The 20070-nt window shown below is 62.4% G+C and carries 14 protein-coding genes; 3 read left to right on the forward strand and 11 right to left on the reverse strand.

Translation table 11 applies throughout. From position 1 onward, the window contains the following. Nucleotide 1: 1 nt before the first annotated feature. Nucleotides 2–3151 (reverse strand): efflux RND transporter permease subunit, encoded by a 3150-nt coding sequence (locus ACE039_RS28440; RefSeq protein ID WP_485824095.1) that lies wholly within the window; start codon nt 3149–3151, stop codon nt 2–4. Nucleotides 3152–3167: 16 nt separating this feature from the next. Continuing rightward, nucleotides 3168–4370 carry an efflux RND transporter periplasmic adaptor subunit gene (locus tag ACE039_RS28445; protein WP_485811411.1) on the reverse strand — a complete coding sequence of 401 codons (1203 nt, stop codon included), beginning with the start codon at nt 4368–4370 and terminating at the stop codon, nt 3168–3170. Nucleotides 4371–4487: 117 nt separating this feature from the next. On the opposite strand from ACE039_RS28445, the gene ACE039_RS28450 reads away from it, so the two are divergent. Then, the gene (locus ACE039_RS28450) at nt 4488–5093 is read left to right on the forward strand and encodes a TetR/AcrR family transcriptional regulator (protein WP_448711912.1); all 606 of its coding nucleotides are present in this window, start codon (nt 4488–4490) and stop codon (nt 5091–5093) included. 143 nt (nt 5094–5236) lie between these two features. On the opposite strand, the gene cysS is transcribed toward ACE039_RS28450, so the two are convergent. From cysS to ACE039_RS28465, 3 genes are all read right to left on the reverse strand, one after another. Next, a complete protein-coding gene (cysS, locus tag ACE039_RS28455; protein WP_485823990.1) occupies nt 5237–6640 on the reverse strand; it encodes a cysteine--tRNA ligase in 1404 nt (467 codons plus the stop codon). Between the two features lie 1026 nt (nt 6641–7666). Beyond that, nucleotides 7667–11932 (reverse strand): trifunctional serine/threonine-protein kinase/ATP-binding protein/sensor histidine kinase, encoded by a 4266-nt coding sequence (locus ACE039_RS28460; protein ID WP_485823991.1) that lies wholly within the window; start codon nt 11930–11932, stop codon nt 7667–7669. Nucleotide 11933: 1 nt separating this feature from the next. After that, nucleotides 11934–12317 (reverse strand): response regulator transcription factor, encoded by a 384-nt coding sequence (locus ACE039_RS28465; protein WP_448711906.1) that lies wholly within the window; start codon nt 12315–12317, stop codon nt 11934–11936. A 133-nt stretch (nt 12318–12450) separates the two neighbouring features. Between ACE039_RS28465 and ACE039_RS28470 the strand changes: the two genes are divergently transcribed. After that, entirely contained in the window at nt 12451–13110 is a 660-nt protein-coding gene (locus ACE039_RS28470) for a response regulator transcription factor (RefSeq protein ID WP_448711904.1), read from the forward strand. A 10-nt stretch (nt 13111–13120) separates the two neighbouring features. Here ACE039_RS28470 and ACE039_RS28475 read toward each other — a convergent pair whose 3' ends face one another. The 6 genes from ACE039_RS28475 to ACE039_RS28500 all read right to left on the reverse strand — a co-directional run bounded on the left by ACE039_RS28475 (nt 13121) and on the right by ACE039_RS28500 (nt 18835). Next, a complete protein-coding gene (locus tag ACE039_RS28475; RefSeq protein ID WP_485823992.1) occupies nt 13121–13765 on the reverse strand; it encodes a response regulator transcription factor in 645 nt (214 codons plus the stop codon). 144 nt (nt 13766–13909) lie between these two features. Beyond that, nucleotides 13910–14989 carry a porin gene (locus ACE039_RS28480; protein WP_448711903.1) on the reverse strand — a complete coding sequence of 360 codons (1080 nt, stop codon included), beginning with the start codon at nt 14987–14989 and terminating at the stop codon, nt 13910–13912. A gap of 114 nt (nt 14990–15103) precedes the next feature. Further along, complete coding sequence (locus ACE039_RS28485) at nt 15104–15967, reverse strand: alpha/beta fold hydrolase (RefSeq protein WP_416028627.1); 864 nt, start codon at nt 15965–15967, stop codon at nt 15104–15106. Nucleotides 15968–15992: 25 nt separating this feature from the next. Then, nucleotides 15993–16679 (reverse strand): hydrolase, encoded by a 687-nt coding sequence (locus ACE039_RS28490; RefSeq protein WP_448711900.1) that lies wholly within the window; start codon nt 16677–16679, stop codon nt 15993–15995. Nucleotides 16680–16886: 207 nt separating this feature from the next. Next, the gene (locus tag ACE039_RS28495) at nt 16887–17276 is read right to left on the reverse strand and encodes a helix-turn-helix transcriptional regulator (protein ID WP_416028625.1); all 390 of its coding nucleotides are present in this window, start codon (nt 17274–17276) and stop codon (nt 16887–16889) included. A gap of 659 nt (nt 17277–17935) precedes the next feature. Beyond that, entirely contained in the window at nt 17936–18835 is a 900-nt protein-coding gene (locus tag ACE039_RS28500; protein ID WP_485823993.1) for a LysR family transcriptional regulator, read from the reverse strand. Nucleotides 18836–19070: 235 nt separating this feature from the next. On the opposite strand from ACE039_RS28500, the gene ACE039_RS28505 reads away from it, so the two are divergent. Continuing rightward, the gene (locus tag ACE039_RS28505; protein WP_485823994.1) at nt 19071–20012 is read left to right on the forward strand and encodes an aromatic alcohol reductase; all 942 of its coding nucleotides are present in this window, start codon (nt 19071–19073) and stop codon (nt 20010–20012) included. The last annotated feature ends 58 nt before the right edge of the window (nt 20013–20070 follow it).

Consider the following 20070-nt stretch of genomic DNA (forward strand, 5'->3'; position numbering starts at 1 on the left):
GTCAGACGCCTTGGGAATCGTGGGCAGGCAGTGCGGTGTCAGGTTTCGGCTTGCGCTTGATGAGCCCGCAGACCAGCACGAAGAACAAGGGCACATAGAAAATCGCCAAGATGGTTCCCGAGAGCATCCCGCCGATCACGGCCGTGCCCAGGGCATGTTGTGCCCCTGCGCCCGCGCCACTGCCCAGCACCAGTGGCAGCACTCCGAGGATGAAGGCCAGTGACGTCATCAGGATCGGACGCAAGCGCATGCTTGCCGCCACCAACGCGGATTCCGTCAAACTCTTGCCTGCCTCGTACTGCTCCTTGGCGAACTCCACGATCAGGATTGCGTTTTTCGATGCCAGCCCGATGGTGGTCAGCAAGCCCACCTGGAAGTACACATCGTTCATCTTCCATGTGAGGATGGCACCCATCAGCGCTCCCAGCACCCCAAGAGGAACCGCGAGGATGACTGAAAACGGAATGGACCAACTTTCATATAGTGCCGCCAGGCACAGGAAAACTACCAGTATTGCCAGTCCATATAGGACGCCGGTTTGGCCGCTGGATGCCTTCTCTTGCCGCGACAGGCCTGTCCATTCATAGCCGATGCCCGATGGTAGTTTGGCCGCGGCTGCTTCAACGATCGCCATGGCCTGCCCACTGGATGCGGCACCGGGCATTGCCATGCCTAGTATTTCGACGGAAGGTACGCCGTTGTAGCGTTCCAGCCTTGGCGAACCCGACGCCCAACTGGCCGTTGAGAACGAGTTGAAGGCAATCATGGCGCCGGTGTTGTTGCGCACATACCAGCGGTCGATGTCTTCGGGCGCCATGCGAAAGGGCGCATCGCCTTGCAGCATGACTTTCTTGACGCGGCCCTTGTCGATAAAGTCATTGACATAGGTACTGCCCCAAGCGGTCGAGAACGTGTTGTTGATGTCGTCGATGGAAACGCCTAATGTCTCCGCCTTGTGCGGATCAATCTCCAGCCTGAACTCAGGCGCATCATCCTGTCCGTTTGGGCGAACTGCCACCAGCCGCTTGTCCTGGGAAAGTTCCGTCAGCAGCTGGTTGCGCGCCTGCATCAGCACGTCATGCCCCAGGTTGGCGCGGTCTTGCAGCATGAGGTCAAAGCCGGTCGCGTTGCCCAGTTCCGATACGGCGGGCGGTGCGAACGCAAACACCTTCGCATCGCGAATACTGGTGAAGAAAGCGCCCGCTTTAGCCGCGACATCCGCGGCGGTCTGCCCTGGACCCGTGCGTTCGTCCCATGGGCGCAGTTTGATAAATGCGAATCCCACATTCTGGCCGCTGCCGGCGAAGCTGAACCCGGATACGGCGAACATGCCGGCTACCGTGTCTTTTTGATCAACCAGGAAGTGTTGTTCGACCTGGCGCAGAACCTCGTCGGTGCGCGTGGCGGTGGCGCCTGGCTGCAACTGCACCAGGCCGAACAAGGTGCCCTGGTCTTCGTCTGGCAAGAAGCCGACCGGCAATTTCATGTAGCTCGCGACGACCAGCGCAAACAATGCTGCATAGATGACCATGTAGCGCCGGCTTTTTCCCAGCATGTGGCGGACCACCCCTTGGTAGCCATTGTTGCCCCGGTCGAATGTCCGATTGAACCATCCGAAAAATCCGGTGGTGGCCAGGCCATGATCTTTGCCCAACGGCTTTAGCAGCGTGGCGCACAAGGCCGGGGTCAATACCATTGCCACCAATACCGACAGCGTCATTGCCGCGATGATGGTGATGGAGAACTGCCGATAGATAACGCCGGTAGAGCCGCTGAAAAACGCCATGGGCAGGAACACCGCGGCCAGAACCATGGCGACGCCGACGAGCGCACCGGTAATCTGTCCCATGGATTTTCGAGTGGCGTCTTTGGGCGACAGGTGCTCTTCGCTCATGACCCGCTCGACGTTTTCGACGACCACGATGGCATCGTCCACCAAGAGTCCGATCGCCAAGACCATGGCGAACATGGTCAACGTATTGATGCTGTATCCAAATACCGCCAGCACGCCGAACGTGCCCAGCAGCACCACGGGCACGGCAATTGTCGGGATCAGGGTGGCGCGAAAGTTCTGCAAGAACAGATACATCACCAGGAACACCAGCACGATGGCTTCGATCAGGGTTCGCACGACCTCTTCGATTGAAATCCGCACGAACGGCGTCGTGTCATACGCCTTTTGCACCTTCATCCCGGGAGGAAAGAACTTCTCTTGTCCGGCCACGCTGGCGTCAATGGCCTTGACCGTATCCAGCGCGTTGGCGCCAGGGGCGAGCTTGATGGCCAGGCCGGCGGCCGGCTTGCCGTTGTATCGCGCAGTCGTGTTGTAGCTTTCGCTGGCCAGCTCAATCCGGGCGACATCGCGCAATCTCACTTGCGCGCCATCCGATAGCGTGCGCAGCAAGATGCCCTCGAATTGCGCTGCGGTGCGCAGTCTTGTCTGCGCAGTGATCGTGGCGTTGATCTGTTGGTTGCTGACCGCGGGCAGGGCGCCTAGCTGGCCCGCCGAGACCTGTGCGTTCTGAGCTTTGATGGCGGTGCTGACGTCCAGCGGGGTAAGGCTGAAACTGGTGAGTTTGTTGGGGTCAAGCCATACGCGCATCGAGTACTGCGACCCGAACAGCGTGGTGTCGCCTACCCCCTGGACCCGGCTGATCGCTTCCTGCACGTTGGCCGCGACATAGTCGGACAAGTCAGAGTCGGTCATGCTGCCGTCTTCGGACGTAAAGGCCAGTACGTTAAGAAAGTTCGTGGCCGACTTTGTCACGGTGATGCCCTGCTGCTGAACCTCTTGCGGCAGCAAGGGGGTGGCGAGCGAGAGCTTGTTCTGGACCTGGACCTGCGCGGTGTCCGGGTCGGTGCCATTGTCGAACGTGAGCGTGATCGTGACTTGGCCCGTCGATTCGCTCGTGGACGCCATGTAGCTCAGGTGGTCTAGCCCCTTCATCTTCTGTTCGATGACCTGGGTGACGGTGTCTTCGAGGGTTTTGGCGGAGGCGCCCGGATAGCTCGCGGTGATGGCGATGGCAGGCGGGGCAATGCTGGGGTACTGCGCAATCGGTAATGTCAGGATGGACAGGGTGCCTGCCAACATGACCACGATGGCCAGGACCCATGCAAAAATCGGTCTATCAATGAAGAAGCGTGCCATGACGGTCTGTCCAGTTTCAGTTCGCGGCCTGTGGCGCGGTGGGGGCAGGCGGCAGCGCGGTCCGAGCGGCGGATTGCCATGGCACGACTTTGACCTTTTCGCCGTCACGGGCGCGCGGCAACCCTTCGACCACCAATTGATCTCCCGGCTCCAGGCCGCTGCGCACGACCCATTGGTCGCCCATCGTGCGTTCCGTTTCAAGGGTTCGCAGTTGCAGCGTGTTGTCGGGCCCGACAACGTATGCGACAGGTTTACCCGCGCTGTTGCGGGCCACGGCTCGCTGAGGAATTAACAGACCATCCTTTTTGACCCCTTCTTGGAGTACCGCTCGCACATACATGCCGGGCAATAGATCGGCGTGCGGGTTCGGGAATACCGCCCGCACGGTGATGGCTCCCGTGCTTTGCTCGACGGTGATGTCGGAGAATTCGAGCCGGCCTTCCAGGGGATAGGCGCTTCCGTCTTCCAACAGGAGCTTGACCTTGGCGGCGCCATCCCCCGTTTTTGCCAATTCGCCCCTTGCCATCGCCTGTTTCAGCTTGAGCAAGGACGCGCTGGGTTGGGTCACGTCGACGTAGATGGGATCCAGCTGCTGGATGGTGGCCAGGGCAGTGGACTGGCTTGCCGTAACCAGCGCACCGGGCGTCACGCTGGATTTGCCGATGCGGCCAGAGATAGGGGCGTCGACCTTCGCATACGCCAGGTTGATCCGCGCACTTTCCACGTTGGCCTTCTCCGCCGCGACATCGGCCCGGGCTTCGCCCAGCGCGGAGGCCGCATCGTCGTTGTCCTGCCGGCTTACCGCCGCGTCCGCCACCAGTTCGCGATAGCGGTCGGCTTTCAGACGCGCGGTACGCAGCGTTGCGTTCGCCTTGCCAAGGGCGGCGACTGCGTTGTCGTAGCTGGCCTGATAGGCAGCGGGATCAATTTGATAGAGCGTCTCGCCTGCCTTGACCTCGGCGCCTTCTTGAAACTTCCGTGACTGGACAATCCCTCCCACCTGAGGCCGGACTTCGGCGATCAGGTAGGGAACCGTGCGGCCTGGCAATTCCTTGGTCAGGACGATGGGTTGCGTACGTACCGTGGTGACCGCCATTTCCGGCATGCCCTCGGCGGGCGGCGGGCCGCCCGGGGGATCGCCGCATCCGCTCAGGAGCAGGAGGATAACGATCAGGGAGAGGGCAATGGCTGGGGTATGACGGCGAGGGTTGACGGTGATGGGCACGGAGGTTCTCGGTATAACGGTACAGATCGGTATACTAAAGAGTCCGATGGAAAAGTCAACAAAAATACACACCCCCGTATACTATTGCGTCCCCAGAATGAAGAGGTTCCGATGCGAGTACGAACAGAAGCCAAGCGCGAGTCCATCATCCAGATCGCTGAGCAAGTGTTTCTGGAGGAAGGATTCGAGGGAACGTCGATGGCGCAGATCTCGGCGCGCCTTGGAGGGTCCAAGCGCACGCTGTACGGCTATTTCGAGTCTAAAGAGGACCTGTTCGCGGCGGTGTCGCTGAAGGCGGCCGAGGAACTTTTTGGACCGATCTTCGGTTCACTGGCCGATACCGACGACCCCTTGCCCGTCTGTTTGCATCGCTTTGGCGAAGGCTTGATCTTGGCGATGTGTAATGAGCAAACCGTCCGGACGCTCCGTACCATGATCGGTGTTGCAGGCAGAAGTGAACTCGGCGCGCAGTTCTACGCGGCGGGCCCCGCCACGGGCGTCGCGCAGTTGACTGAGTTTTTTTCGAAGCAGATTGACGCTGGTGCACTAAGGCCTTGCGACTCCAATGTGGCTGCACAACACTTTTTAGGATTGGTGCAGTCCGAGACGCTTTTGCCCTCGCTGCTTGTCAGCCCTCAATCCACCCCCGAACAGATCTTGAAGGACGCAGCCAAACGTGCCGTGGATGTTTTCCTGAAGGCATATGGCTCGTGTTAGGGTTTTTCTGTCTCAATGCGCCAACGTGCTATCGCTGGTTTTTTGACTGAACCGAGTGTGGCTCGATACCGCCCTGGCGAAGGCAGCCATCCAGATCTTCGCCCTCTTCATCGGGAATTGGCTCGGCGTCAATGCTGTTACGACTAGCTTCCGATGTCTGCGGGGGGCATGGCGATTTCTGTCAGGCGTTGCCCGTCGTTGCCATCCTCGACTCTCCAGCCTCGGGTGTTTAACATCTTTCGTATCTCATCGGCTTTTGCCCAGTTCTTTGCCTCTCGGGCTTGAGCGCGTTCACCGAGCAGCACCCGGATACTTTCCGGAATGTCAGACGCAACTGGGTTCCAATCGCGCAACCCAAGGCCCAGTACAAAATCAAAGCTGTCCACAGTCGCTTTCAAGGTCGCAGCGGGGAGGTCGCTCTTGACGAGTTCCCATAGCACCGCCAATGCCCTCGGCAGATTCAGGTCATCATTCAATTCGGCGTTGAAGCGCGCGGCGAAATCTGGATCGATGCGGCCACCGCCCGGCCAACCGGAATAGAGATGCCGCAGCCGGTTCAAGGCCGTCTGCGCTGCACCAAGAGACACCCAACTGAAATGCAGCTTGCTCCGATAATGAGCTGTCATGCACAGGTAACGGTAGGCAAGCGGATCGATGTTCCGACTGCGCAGCGTCTGCAAGCGAACAAAATCCCCACTCGACTTCGACATCTTGCTGTCGGCATTGAGTGTTAGAAAATGTCCGTGTATCCAGAAGTTCGCAAGACGGGTGCCGTGGGCCGCTTGTGTTTGGGCAATTTCGTTGCTGTGATGCACGGCGATATGGTCTTCTCCGCCACAGTGGATGTCGAACCAGATGCCGAGGTGTTTCGCCGACATGGCCGAGCACTCAATATGCCAGCCCGGAAATCCACGCCCCCATGGGCTATCCCATTCCATCTGCCGGACTACGCCCGGCGGACTGAACTTCCATAGCGCAAAATCGGTGATGTTCTGCTTCGCGCCAAGTGCTACGCGCTTGCCGGCCTGCAGGCCGGCACGGTCGAGCCGGGCCAGAAAGCCGTAGTCGTCCTGTTTGCTTGTGTCGAAATAGAGACCGTCGTTGGTCCTATACACGTAGCCGGACCGGTCCAACTCGCCGATAAACGCGATCTGTTCGGCGATGTGATCGGTCGCGCGGCACCATACCGTCGGCTCCAGCAAGTTGAGGGCATGCCAATCCGCGACGAAGGCCTCGGTGTAGCGCTGAGCAATAGCATATGCGGACTCCCCGGTCCGTCTGCTACCTTTTTCCATCTTGTCTTCGCCTTCGTCGGCATCCGAAGTCAGATGACCGACGTCGGTGATATTAACGACGTGACGGACCTCATAGCCGTTGCGAATGAGTACCCGGCGCAGAATGTCTTCAAACACATACGTTCGTAGATTGCCAATATGCGCATGGTCGTAGACGGTGGGTCCGCAGCAATACATGCCGACGTGGCCAGCGTGGATTGGCGTGAACGAGCGCACGGTTCGCGACCAGGTGTCGTACAACGCAAGTGGCATCAACTCTCTCCGTACCGAAGGGCGCAGGTAAAAACAAAAAAGCCGCCGGTTTTGCAACGGGCGGCCAGAGGCGATTGATTCAACGTGTAGCTAATGGCTAGACGCAGTTTCCCCCGGCATGTTCTGACAACATGCACGGACCAGCGAAAAGAGGGATTTGAAGCGGGTGGTCATGTCTACAATCCTAGCGGCTTTTGGCTGCGCAGGTCAATGCTGGCAAATGACGGTTTCCGCGATGTCTTCCGAATGACTGTTCGTGGCAGCAAGGGGACTCTGGCCGATGTCTGTTTCCGACCCGAAGCTGCCCTTCGCGTTTGCGGGGAACGGACGTTTCCTTGCTGTCTGTGTTGCTGCGCCATCTCCGTTTCTCCGTCCGCTACACAGAAATGGGAATCTCAGAACTTAGGCAAGGGTCGCTGCTTTTCCCACCGCATCGCTATGGCGAATGCTTGATGTGTGAGACGCTGAGAAAACGCACGCTGGCGAGATACCTCCAGGAGCAGAGCGGCTATCTCCTCGTCAATGGAAAGTCCTTCGTCAAGCCAGGTCAGTGCCCGCTGAGGCCAATATTCAGTTGGCCACCTAAGACCTGCGATCACAATTTCTCGGGCGTGAGGGCCGTCAAGGGGTAACTGGTCCATAGGCTGCTCGAGATGGATCACTAGCTCGGATGGATTCATCGGTAGGTCGGTAGGTGTCAATTTCTCGAAAGGGGACAAAATCAGATTGTTGGAGGCTGACACCAGCATCAGGTTGACGGGGGGCCGCCTCAGGCCGTCGTAATCAAGGACGTGACGCATCTCATCAGTAAGACTCTCGTCACCCGCAACCTTCTAGAAGCGGTGTTTGCCTAATACCGGCTCAAGATACCTGATCAACTCCTTTCCCGCATTGTGGTTTCCGGCTTTCAACCAATGTCGAAGCAACGCCCGTTGCGACGCGCTCAGGCGCATTCTTTTCAGGCTGAATGAAGCAGCACGACATGGACCGGACGGCTTGCGAGCCCATGCCCGTCTTTGCGCAACCTCAGTTTGCCGTGCGCAGGCGCTCCAGCCGGAACGAGAAGCGGGTGCCGCAAGGCGTCAGCGGCTGCGCGTCCAGCGTGCCGCCATGTGCTTCGATGATTGATCGGCAAATCGCCAGGCCCATGCCCATGCCCTGCGCCTTCGTGGTGAAGAAGGGGTCGAAGATGCGCCCCAGATCGTCTGCCGCGATGCCAGCGCCGCGGTCTTCGACGCTGACCTCGACCATGTCCCCCTCCAAGCGCGAGGACACAATCAACTGGCGCTGCGCCTGCGGCGTGGCATGCATCGCGTCGATGGCATTGGTGACAAGGTTAAGCACTACTTGCTGTAGCTGCGTGCGGTCGGCCTCGACCAGCGCGGCGTCGGAATCCAGCCGCGTCAGCAGGCGTACATGCTGCGCGTCCATTTCCATTTGCGTCAGCGTCAGCACGTCGCCCAGGGTGTCGTCCACGCGCACTGGCGCCAGGGCGGCGGGCGCCTGCTTGGCCAGCGAGCGCAGGGCGCGGATGATTTCCGCCGCGCGCAAGCCATTGTTCTTGATGTGGTTCAAACTTTCGCGTGCTTCGTTGATGTCAGGCACCGGCCGGTTCAGCCAACGCAGGCTGGCCCCCACCGACGTCACAATCGCCGTCAGCGGTTGATTGACCTCATGCGCGATCGAGGCGGCCAGCCCGCCCATCACCGTCAGGTGCGACGTGCGCGCCAGGTCGCTGCGCGCCGTTCGCAGATTCATTTCCGCCTGCGCGCGCCGATGGTTCTCGTCAACCAGTTGCGCGTATAGCCCCGCCATTTCCAACGAGATTGCCGCGTGCGGCGCCAGCAGCTCCAGCGCTGCCGTGCGGCCGGCATCGAACACATTTGGCCCGCCGTTGTTTTCCAGATAAAGCACGCCCAGCAGCATGCCACCCCGAATCAGCGGCAGGCACAGCACCGAGCGCAGCGGCCGGGTTGCGGCCATCGCCGCGTGGATCGATGGCGCGTCCACCACTGCATCGGCCAGCACCAGCGTCTGGTGCGAGCGCAACACGCTGTTCAGCACCGTCAGCGGCAGCGCGTCAGTCGTAGGCGCCGCGCTGCCCAGCGTGACCGCGCAGGTATCGCCCATGCGGCGCGCGGACGCTTCGATCAACGGCGCCCCGCCTCGCACCAGCAACAACAGGCCATACTGGGCGTCTGCGTATTCCATCATGTTGGTCATCAGCGTTTCGACCAGGCGGTCCAGCACCACCTCGCTTGAAATCAGCTGCGACGCGCGCACCCCGATGGTCCAGTCCGCCGCGCCGGTCGCGCCGTCGCGTTCGGCGGGTTCCGGGGTGTGGGCGTGCAGCGCCAACAATGCGGAGTGCGTCGCAAGCACCTGTTCGGCTTTCTTCACCGCGCCCCAGCGGCGATAGCTGGCATGCGCCAGCCTCACGTGCTGACGGGCGGCGGACAGCAGGCCATTGGCCTGGCACAGGCCCGCCGCCATTTCGTGTGCCAGTGCTTGTTCGTGAACAAAGCCCGCAGCGCCGGCGCCGTCGCAAGACGCCTCAAGACTTTGCAGCGCCACCAGTGGCTGTTTCCGCAGGCGGGCCAGTTCCGCGTCGATCAGTTGCAGCTTGCTGCGAAAGGTGGCTGGGTTCAGTCGGCTCCATTTCACAAAGCGGGCGCGGTGGGGCAGCAGTGCCGCGATGGTGGCGTCGGGGTCGGCCGTCGCACCTGGAGCGCGCGCCGTTGCCAGCGCCAGGTACAGGTGGCAATCCGCCGTATTGATGTGGCTGATCACGGACGACTTCAGCGCGGCGGCGCGCGACAGGCTGTCGACCGCCGCCGCGTAGTCGTGGAAATAAAAGGACGCCATGCCGTCGTACAGCCAGATCCAGAATCGGGTGGATTCCGAATGGGTTCGACGCGCCTGTTCCGACGCAGGCTCGTCGCCCACATACAAGGGCGTGCCCAGCAGCCGGCGGGTGAACCCGTGCTGCGCCTTGAGCAGCAGTTCAATGTCTACGTACTGGATCAGGCGAGTCAGCGCCAGGCCGCGTTCGATTTCCTCTTCGACCAGGCGCAGCTGCTCGCCCATGAAAAGCAGGTCGGACACGATGTGGTTGCTGGCGTAGCACGCCATGCCCAGGTCGCCCGACGCGCGGCCCAGCGACACGGCGGTGTGGGCATGGCCCAACGCCACGCTCAGGGGTTGCGTCCAGGGGCAGACCTGGTCCACCGCGACCAGCGTGGCGATGCGTTCGGCCTCGAAACCGTGGTGCTCGGCCAGCGCCATGCCCGCCAGTCCGTATGACAAGCCGTCTTCATAGTCTTCGTATTGCGCCGCGATGAACACGCCGTACCACGACAGGCCATAGGCCGATTCCGGCGTGGCGCCGTGATCCAGCGTCAGTTCGACCATCTTGGCCAGATGGGTGAAGCGGATGCCGTCATCAACGAAGAACGACGAGATCAGCGTGGACAGCAGGCCCATCACGGTCTGCACGCGGCGGTTCCGCGTGACCGGCGTGTGGCCCAGCGAGGCGATGGGGCGGCCGGCCAGCTTGCGCTGGACGATGTCATACGCGTCGCGCTGTGCGTCGGTGGACGGCGCGCGTGTCAGGGGAACGTCCAGTAGCGACAGGCCGGCCAACGCGGCGCCGATCGCGCCTTCGTAGTCGGACCGCAGCGTTTGCAGTGTGGCCTTCAGGCGGTGCACCGCGGCCTTGTCGACAGGGGGCAGGTCGCGCGCCAGCAGGGCGCCGATCTCTCGCGCCGCGGTGGCGAAATCGGCTTGCGCCAACAGGCATTCGCAACGCAGCAGGCTGACGTCATAGGCCAATGGGTACTGTGTCGTCCACCAGTTCCGCTGCATCAACTGGCAGGCCGCACCTACGTAGTGGGCCGCTTGCTGCACCGCCGCCGCTTCCTTAGCGCGCCGACCGGCAAGTGTTAGTACACGCACGAATACCGTGCGCTGCACCAGGCTCAGCGCAACGCCGTCGGCGCGTTCGATCTGGTTGGCGATCTCGAAGGCGTAGTCGCCAAGCTGCGCGGCCCACAATTCCGCCATCAGCGTGGCGATGCGCGCATGGGCTTGCGGGCGCTGTGCGGGCGTCGTCATGGCGTAGGCGGATTCCAGCACGCGATCGTGCGCGAACACGTAGACGCCGCACTCGTGGCGCAACAGGCCCGCATCAACCAGCGGTTGCAACTGGGTCGCCACGTTGGCCACGGGCAGGTCCGCAATGCGGGCCAGCAGCGTGTCCGCGCTGCGCAAACCCACGCAGGCCATCTGTCCCAACAAGCGCCGTCCGGCCTCGGAAAAGCGCTCTAGCCGTGTCACCATCAACTGGACGACGCTGGCCGAGTAGCGCGGATCCATGACGTCGGCAGTGTTCCATTGCCAGTTTCCCGATGCCGCGTCGAACGACAGGACGCCGTCATCCATTAAGGTCAGCAGCAACTGCCGGGCAAAGAAAGGGTTGCCGGCCGTGACCCGATGCAGCGCCTGGCCCAGCTCGCTGACCGCATTGACCCGGTCGTTCAGGACAGCGGCGGTCAGGTCGCAGACGTCTTGCGCGGACAGCGGCGCCACCGCAATCCGAGTGACCTGGACCGGGTTCCAGCGGTCGGCATGAACCAGCCAGTCAAAGGCCTGGCTTGCTGCCTGGTGGTCCTGGTCGCGATAGGCGCCTAGCAGTAGCACGTGCGAGGGGGGATTGACGGTGTATGCCTTCAACCAGGCCAGCGTATCGGCGTCCGCCCATTGCAGATCGTCGATGAACAACACCAGCGGGAAGCCCGCCTGAGCAAAGGCAGAAAACGTGTTCAGCAGGGCGATGTGCACGCGCTGCTGCGCCTGCTTGGCAGGCACGCGCGACAAGGGCGCGGTGCGCCCGATCAAATGTTCGATTTCGGGGAAGATCTCGGCCACGGCCCGGCCTTGACCGGCCAGAAGCTCCACCAACCGCGCCCGCAGCGGTGCCAGTACCTCCTCATCGCGGCCCAGCGCGGCCATGGTCAGCGTGCGCAACGCATCGGTTATGGGCGCGTAGGGAATGTCGCGCAGTTGCTGATCGCTTTTGCCACCGGCAAAGCTCGCGCCGGCTTGTTCGGCGCGCTGCGCCAGGCGGTCCACCAAGGTTGACTTGCCCGAGCCCGCGGGGCCGGCAAGCAACACGAGTTCCGCGTTGCCCTGTACCGTCACACGGGCCAGGGCGTCGTCCAGCGTGCGCAGTTCCGCGCCGCGTCCGACAAAGGGGGTGACGGTAAGGGTGGCGCTGTGGTCGGGGACGGGCATGTCAGGCGGCCGTCGAATCCGGGTGGATGGCGCGGTCGATGCAGCGCAGGATTTCGGCGTCTTCGAACGGTTTGCAAAGGAAGCAGAACGCGCCAAGCTGCCTGGCCTGTTCACGATACCGTTCTTCGGGAAACGCCGTCATCAGGACGACCGGCACGGACAAGCCGCGTTCGCGCAGGGCCGCGCACATTGCCAGGCCGGTCATGCCGGGCATCTGAATATCGGTGACCACGCATGACAGCCGCGACAGGTCATCGGCATTCAACAGGCCGGCCGCGCCGTCGTACAGCACCACGTTCAGGTCCAGGGAGCGCAACAAGCTGCCGAGCGCCTTACGCACTGAAGCGTCGTCGTCGACGACCGCGATGAGGGGAGCGGCTTTCACTGTGCATTCCTGTATCAAGGCGACTGCCGGTGGAGTGGCCGCGTCGCAAGTCCCCAAGCATACCCGCAGACCGGGGCCTGGAAAAAGCCATACAAAGGTATAATTTTTTCCCTTTTTAGCCGCCTTTTTCGTTATGCCCGGTCAATCCAATGCCCCGGATCGCGCTTGTCCAGCCACCGAGGCCATGGTCTGGGTGGTGGACGATGACACCTCGGTTCGTGAGGCACTGAGCAACCTGCTGCGGTCCGAGGGGATGGCGGCGCGCACCTTCGGATCTGCCGAGGAAATGCTGGCCGGTGGACTGCCCACAGTGCCCACCTGCATCATCCTGGACGTGCAGCTGCGCGGCCTGAGCGGGTTGGACTTGCAGGCGCGGCTGGCGCCGGGCGATGCTCCGTTTTCCATCGTCTTCATTTCCGGCCACGCCGACGTACGCATGACGGCAACCGCCATGAAGGCCGGCGCGCTGGACTTCCTTGCCAAGCCATTTACCGAGGAAGAACTGCTGGGCGCGGTGCACGCCGCGCTGGACAAGGCCCGGGCACGCCATCAGTTTGCCCGCAACGCGCAGGCGCTGCGTGAGCGCTACGCCACCTTGTCGCCGCGTGAACAGCAAGTGATGCGACTGGCGGCGGCAGGCCTGCTGAACAAGCAGATCGCGGCCACGGTCGATATTAGCGAAGCCACGGTAAAAATTCATCGCGCCAACGCCATGCGCAAAATGCAGGCACGCACGTTCGCCGAATTGGTGTTACTGGCGCAATCCATGGGGCTTATCGAGCAAGGTGGTTAGCCACGGGCGGTCAGCCACGGGCGTCGATCTGCCCGGCCATCGTCACCAGTTGGGCAAAGCTGCGCGCCTGCATCTTGCGCATGGCGTTGCCCCGGTGGATCTTCACGGTGATATCGCTGATGCCCAAGCGGTCGGCAATCTGTTTGTTCATCAGGCCCGCCGTGGCGTGTTCCATTACCTGCCGCTCGCGCTGGCTCAGGCTTTGATAGCGCTGGACCAAGCCTTGCATGGCTTGTTCGTTGGCGCGGCGCTCGCCGTCGCGTTGCAAGGCCAGTCGCGTGCAATCCAGCAGATCCTGTTCGTTGAATGGCTTGGTCAGGACGTCCAGCGCGCCGGCCTTCATGGCCCGCACCGTCATGGGAATATCGCCGTGTCCCGTCATGATGATGACGGGCAACGCGTCGCCGTCGCTCTGCAGCAATTTTTGAAGGTCCAGGCCGTTGCCATCGCGCAGCCGGACATCCAGCAGCAGGCATGCCGGGCGGTTGTCCCTGTCGTTTTCCCGGAATGCCTGCACGCTGTGAAAGGCCTTGGCGGCCAAGCCTACTGATGCGAACAGCGCGACGAGCGACTGCGTGATCGCAGGCTCGTCATCGACGATGTAGACCACGGGGTCCACGGGTTTGGGTACGCCGGGGGCTGCGCATGGCTTCACGATGAACTCCTGGGTGGGGCGGCCGGGCATATGGTTGCAACGGGCGGGCTCGCTCGGGGCAACTTGCGTGTGTCCAGGATTCTGGCACGCCCGCGCGCCGGGGGCGTACTCACTACCACCAAAGTCGTAGTCGCCGGGCGGTGGCTAGAAGTAGTGGCGCAAGCCAATGGCCAGTGTCTGCGGGCTGGCGCCCTGGGTGACGCCCAGGCTGTTGATGGCAAAGTCATAGTCGGCGTGCGCGCGGTTGCGGATTCGCGAGTAATAGCCGTATAGCGCCGTGCGCGGCGACAGGGGATAGTCGTATCCGACCGTCCATTGCACCGCGCCGGTGTCCGATCCACTGCGTACAAAGCCCACAGTCTGCGACGATGGTCCGCGGCCGTTACCCGCCACACCCAGCGCCGCGCGCAAACTGCCCCGGCCCAGCGCCTGCACGACTGACACGTAATAGCCGTCGCGCGTCAACGATCCGCTGGCCGTCTGGTAGCGCAGCCGTTCGGCTACCAGCCCGATCCGGGTCGTCGAAAATTGATAAGACAGCCCCATCTTGAAAGCGTCGTCGTGCGTGTTCGCCGCCTGGTAGTTGCGGTGCACTTCATAACCCACCGCCACGTTCAATCCGCCCAGGTCATAACTGCCCGACCATGAGAAAAGCTGCGGATTACGTGGGGTCCTCATCTTTTCCTGCGGCAGCCCCCACGCGAAGCCACCGGTCAGCCCGCGCCACGACGGCGTGCGGTATTGCAGGGAATTGTTCTGTCTGCGGTCAAACGAACTTGTGTTTTCGACATTGCCGCTACTGGCCGCCGACCCGTTGCCCAGTAAGGCCATATAGCCTGCCGTGGTCGGATAGTAGGGGTCGTAGGCCAGGGTGGCTTCGGTATAGGGCGTATGCCAGTTGCCCAGGAACAGGGTCCCGTAGGGGCCGACAACGCCGACGCGGGTGTTGCGGCTGGCAATCTGCCCCTGACCGGTGTTCAGGGCGATGCCGCTTTCAATCTGAAAGATCGCGCGGGTGCCGTCGCCCAGCCATTCCGAACCTCGCAGCCCGAATACCGAGCGGTTGTTGGTCATCCGCGCCGCGCTGCCGGCGTCGGACGCGCCGCTGATCCAACTGCTTTCCAGCGCGGTGTTCAACCTGCCGTAGAGCGTCACCGACGGTTGGGCGCAGACCGGCGCCGCCGCCACCAGGCATGCGGCTAGCGGTGTTGCATAGCATTTCACTAGAGACTTCCGGTAAAGAAAGAAAGGCAGGGCGCCGGGCTGGTTTGCCCGGCGCCCCTTGATGGGCGCTGCGGAATGGGCGGGTCAAAAGGGGAGCCCGCTTCGGGCCGTGGTTCAGCCCTTGATGAAGGCCAGCAGGTCGGCGTTGACCTGTTCGGCATCAAGCACGCACATCCCGTGAGAGGCGCCCGGGTAAACCTTCAGCGTGGCGTTCTTGAGCAGCTTCACCGCCTTCTCGGCCGACTTCGCAATCGGCACCATCTGGTCGTCCGAGCCATGCAGAATCAGCGTCGGCACATCGATCTTTTTTAGATCTTCCGTGAAGTCGACCTCGGAAAACTGCTTGATGCACGCGTACTGGCCGCGGATGCCGCCCGCCATGCCTTGCACCCAGAATGCCTCGATGGTTCCTTGATCAACCTTGGCGCCGGGCCGGTTGAAGCCAAAGAATGGCAGGGTCAAGTCCTTGTAAAACTGCGACCGGTTCTGCATGACGCCCTGGCGGATGCCGTCAAAGACTTCCATCGGCAAACCGTCAGGGTTGGAGGCGGTCTTGGCCATCACGGGCGGCACCGCACCGATCAGCACCACTCGCGCAACGCGCTTGCTGCCGTGGCGGCCGATGTAGCGGGCGACTTCGCCGCCGCCGGTGGAATGGCCCACCAAGGTCGCGCCCTGGATGTCCAGCGCGTCAAGCAGGGCGGCCAGGTCATCGGCATAGGTGTCCATGTCGTTGCCCTGGGACGGCTGACCAGAACGGCCGTGGCCGCGACGGTCATGGGCAATGACACGAAAGCCGCGTTCCGACAGGAACAGCATCTGCGCGTCCCAGGCGTCGGCGTGCAACGGCCATCCGTGCGAGAAAACGACCGGCTGCCCTGCGCCCCAGTCCTTGTAATAGATATGGGTGCCGTCACGGGTGACGATGGTCTGGCCGGCGGTGCCCGATGAGGCGGCGGTCTGCGCTTGCGAATTCATGTTCGTTCGTCCTGTGTGCGAGAATTTATCGGGCTGCAATCGGGGCGATTGCCTCGTGCGAGGTATGGGTGCGCTGCGGAGCCTTGTGCACCATCGTGTAGGCGTAGTCCACGCCCATGCCGTAGGCGCCGGAATGTTCCTTCACCAACGCCATCACGGCGTCGTAGGTGTCGCGGCGCGCCCAGTCACGCTGCCATTCCAGCAGCACCTGCTGCCACGTCACCGGCACGACGCCCGCCTGGATCATGCGTTGCATGGCCTGGTCGTGCGCCTCCTTGCTGGTGCCGCCCGAGGCATCCGACACCATGTAGATCTCGTATTGGCCTTCCAGCATGGCGCACAGCGAAAACGTCGTATTGCAGACTTCGGTCCACAAGCCCGCCACGACGACCTTCTTACGGCCGTTGGCGGCCAGCGCGTCACGCACCTTCTGGTCGTCCCACGAGTTCATCGACGTGCGTTCCAGCACCTTTTGGTCGGGAAACACATCCAGCAATTCGGGGTATGTGTAGCCCGAGAAGCTCTCGGATTCCACGGTGGTGATCGTCGTCGGAATGTTGAAGATCTTGCCGGCCTTGGCCAGGCCGACCGTGTTGTTCTTCAGAACCTGGCGGTCGATGGACTGCACGCCAAATGCCATCTGGGGTTGGTGGTCGATGAAGATCAGTTGGCTGTTTTTCGGGGTCAAAACTTCAAGTTTGGATTGGGTCATGGCGTAGGATCAAAGGGTCTGTCGATGCGTGATTGCAAGGCGCAAGCAGACGGATTGTGAATGGGGATGCGCGGGCATCCCGTGGCATTGAAAGGTGTCCGGCAGCGGACGAAACGAAGCTTATGGGGCGGTCATCGGCGGCACAATAACGCCTTCGTATAGGCGTGGAATCCGATGTGTTGATGCGCCGGCGATTGCGGGGCTACGTCAGGCCTTGGCCGTGCGACGCCACGCGCCTGGGGGCACGCCCACCAGGTTGTGGAACACGCGCGTGAAGTGGGCCTGGTCGGAAAACCCGCAATCCAGCGCGATATCGGCCAGCGTCTTGTTCGGTATCCGAAGCTGCTCGCGGGCATCGGCGATACGCTGCAGAAGCACCCAACGGTGGGGCGTAGTGCCCTCCGCGTCGCGAAATACTGTCGTGAAATGCGTGCGTGAAAGCTTGCAGGCACGGGCGACGTCGGCGACGGAGTTCTGGCCGCTTAGCAACATGGTCTTTGCCTGCCGCTCAAGCGTTATCGGCAAGCTGCGTTTGCGCGGCGCGGAACCGCAGGGCAGCGTGCCGCCGTCACCGACGCGGGCGATGGATGGGCGCATGGAATCCTCCGGGGAACTGGGAACGAGGGGTCGTGCCCTCTCGATGGGTGAAAGGGGGGGCGTCGCCGCGCTTTAGCACGCAGGCGTCTGGGGCCTGACGATCAGGCGCAGACGCAGAGTAGGACTCGGCCTCAACACCATCAATCAGCCATTGGTGTTAGCGATAGGTGCGCGCGCCCGAATAGCGCGCCAGACGGGCCTAGGTTGATGACGCGACGTCGACTTTAGGTCCGCGATCAAGTCGATGGCGGTCTCCTTGCGGTGTGTCGCAAACGATGAAAGCAATGCTAGCTGCGGGCGGCTAAGCCCTCTATGTGCCCAAGGACACACCTCAGGACTTATCCAGGCCGCCCAAACGGTCCAGGGCGAGCCCCGCTTCGGAAAATTGAACCGAATACCGTCCAAGTCGGTGCGGTCCAGGCGATTGCGCTGTGGCTGTCAGAACGGAAAGCGTTATCACCCAGCCTCGGTCGGCAGCGACCTTTCGCCGAGGGCTGCTTCTGGCCGAGAGCGGTTATTCATATACACCCGCCTCCACCGCCAAGGCGGGCCTGCCAGGGCCTGGAGACGAGATGCCCGCGCAGGCAAACTCGGACCTACCTCTGTAGCGGGTGGCTCCTATGCGCCTTGAAATGGCAGAGTTGTCCGTCGGCGTCGGTTCATCCGGCCAGCTCGGGCCGCGCGATCGCGATGACCCAGTCCACGAACGTCTTGACCGCTGCCGTGGCGCGGGCTTGCGGATAGACAATGGAAATCGGCACCGGGGCGCATCGGGCATCCGCCAGTACTTCCCGCAGGCGCCCGCTGCGCAGGTAGGCGGACGCCGCCAGTTCGGATAGCTGGATAAGGCCCAGCCCCTCCAGGCCGCAGTGCAGATAGGCCTCGGTTTCGTTGACGGCATAGCGGCTGGACAGGGACACCGCCACGGCTTCGCCATTGACGCTGAAACGCCAGTCCAGCGGCCGGCCGGTGGCGTTGGACAGGTAGTTGACCACTCGGTGCGCTTCCAGGGCGGCTATGGAATCCGGCTCTCCGAACCGGGCCAGGTATTTGGGCGACGCGCAGGTTAGCCAAGCCAACTGGCCAAGCTTGCGCGCCACCAGCGTCGAGTCCGCCAGCGTGCCGCTGCGGATCGCGCAGTCGATGCCTTCGTAAATCAGGTCCGCCGGCCGATCACTCAATCCCAGCACGACTTCGATGTCCGGATAGCGCGCCTCGAATTCGAGCAACCGCGGCACCACGATCGCTCTTCCGATGGCACCCGGCATGTCCACGCGAACCCGTCCGCGCGGCGCCTGGTTCGTGGCGGACATGTCGTTTTCCGCGTCGGCGATATTGGCCAGGATGGCCTGGCACGCCGCCAGGTAGCGGGCGCCCGCGTCGGTCAGGCTCAGGCTGCGGGTGCTGCGTCGAAGCAGCGGCGTGCCCAGGTAGGCCTCCAGGTTCTTGACCGTCGTCGTCACCGACGAACGTGGCATCCCCAGGGACTGGGCCGCCTTGCTGAAGCTGCGCGCCTGAACGACCCGTACGAAAGTTGCCATCGCTTGAAGTTTGTCCATAAGCCTGCCTGCCGATAGTGCGTGCGCCAATTTCGGCGGGAGCCCCCAATGTTAACAATGCGTCCGGCGCAACCCGTGTGCTTCCTGTGCGTTGTGTATTCAAGCGCGGCGAACAATGGGCGGACTGCGCGCTCCTACACTGCAAATCACATCAGGGCGGCAGTTTTCCGCATCGCGATCGCGGTGGGCCGCAGCCCATTTTTCAAATACCCATTTCCTAGCGGGGTTTCCCATTTTGAAAGACAACGCCATTCTGGTCCTGGGTGCAGGCCAACTCGGCATGGCCGTGCTGCGCCATCTAGCTCTCCACGCCGAACGCGCCGCCCGCGTTTCCCTCTCGGTCCTGTTGCGCCCGTCGACTGTCGCTTCCACGGACACGGCGAAACAGCAAGACCTGGCTGACCTGAACGCCCTGGGCGTCCATATCGTCGCAGGCGACCTGGCGGCGCAATCCAGCGACGAGCTCGCCGCCACATTCAGCCGTTTCCACACCGTGATCTCGTGCACGGGATTCGTGGGCGGCCCGGGCGTGCAGCGCAAGATTGCGCGCGCCGCGCTGGATGCCGGCGTCAAGCGCTTTGTTCCGTGGCAATTCGGCGTGGACTACGACGCCATCGGCCGGAACAGCCCGCAGGACCTGTTCGACGAACAACTGGACGTGCGCGACATGCTGCGGGCACAGTCGAACACCGAATGGATCGTTGTCTCGACAGGCATGTTCACCAGCTTCTTGTTCGAACCGGCCTTCGGCGTGGTCGACCTGGCGGCCAATACCGTGAACGCGCTAGGCAGTTGGGACACGGCCGTCACACTAACGACCGCCGATGACATCGGCCACCTGACGGCGGAGATCCTGTTCACCGAACCGCGCATCGCCAACTGTGCGGTGTATGTCGCCGGCGATACCGTCACCTATCGAGAGGTGGCCGATGCCCTGGATCGCGTCCGTGGCGTCAAGGTCCACCGCCAGGAATGGACTGTGCCCGAACTGAAACGCCAACTGGCCGCCGATCCGGAAAACGCGTTACGCAAGTACCGCGCCGTATTCGCCGAGGGGCGCGGCGTGGCATGGGACAAGGCACAAACGTTCAACGCCCAGCGCGGCATCGCGGTCTGCGAGTTGGACCAATGGTTACGCGACCATCTGCCCGCGCCGGATCAAGGTCGGCGGAGCTAGACCGTTGACGCGGCTTGCGGGTTGGTTTTGTTGTGAGGCGGGCCTTGATTATGTTGGG

It is taken from the genome of Achromobacter maghribensis, from assembly GCF_057334215.1.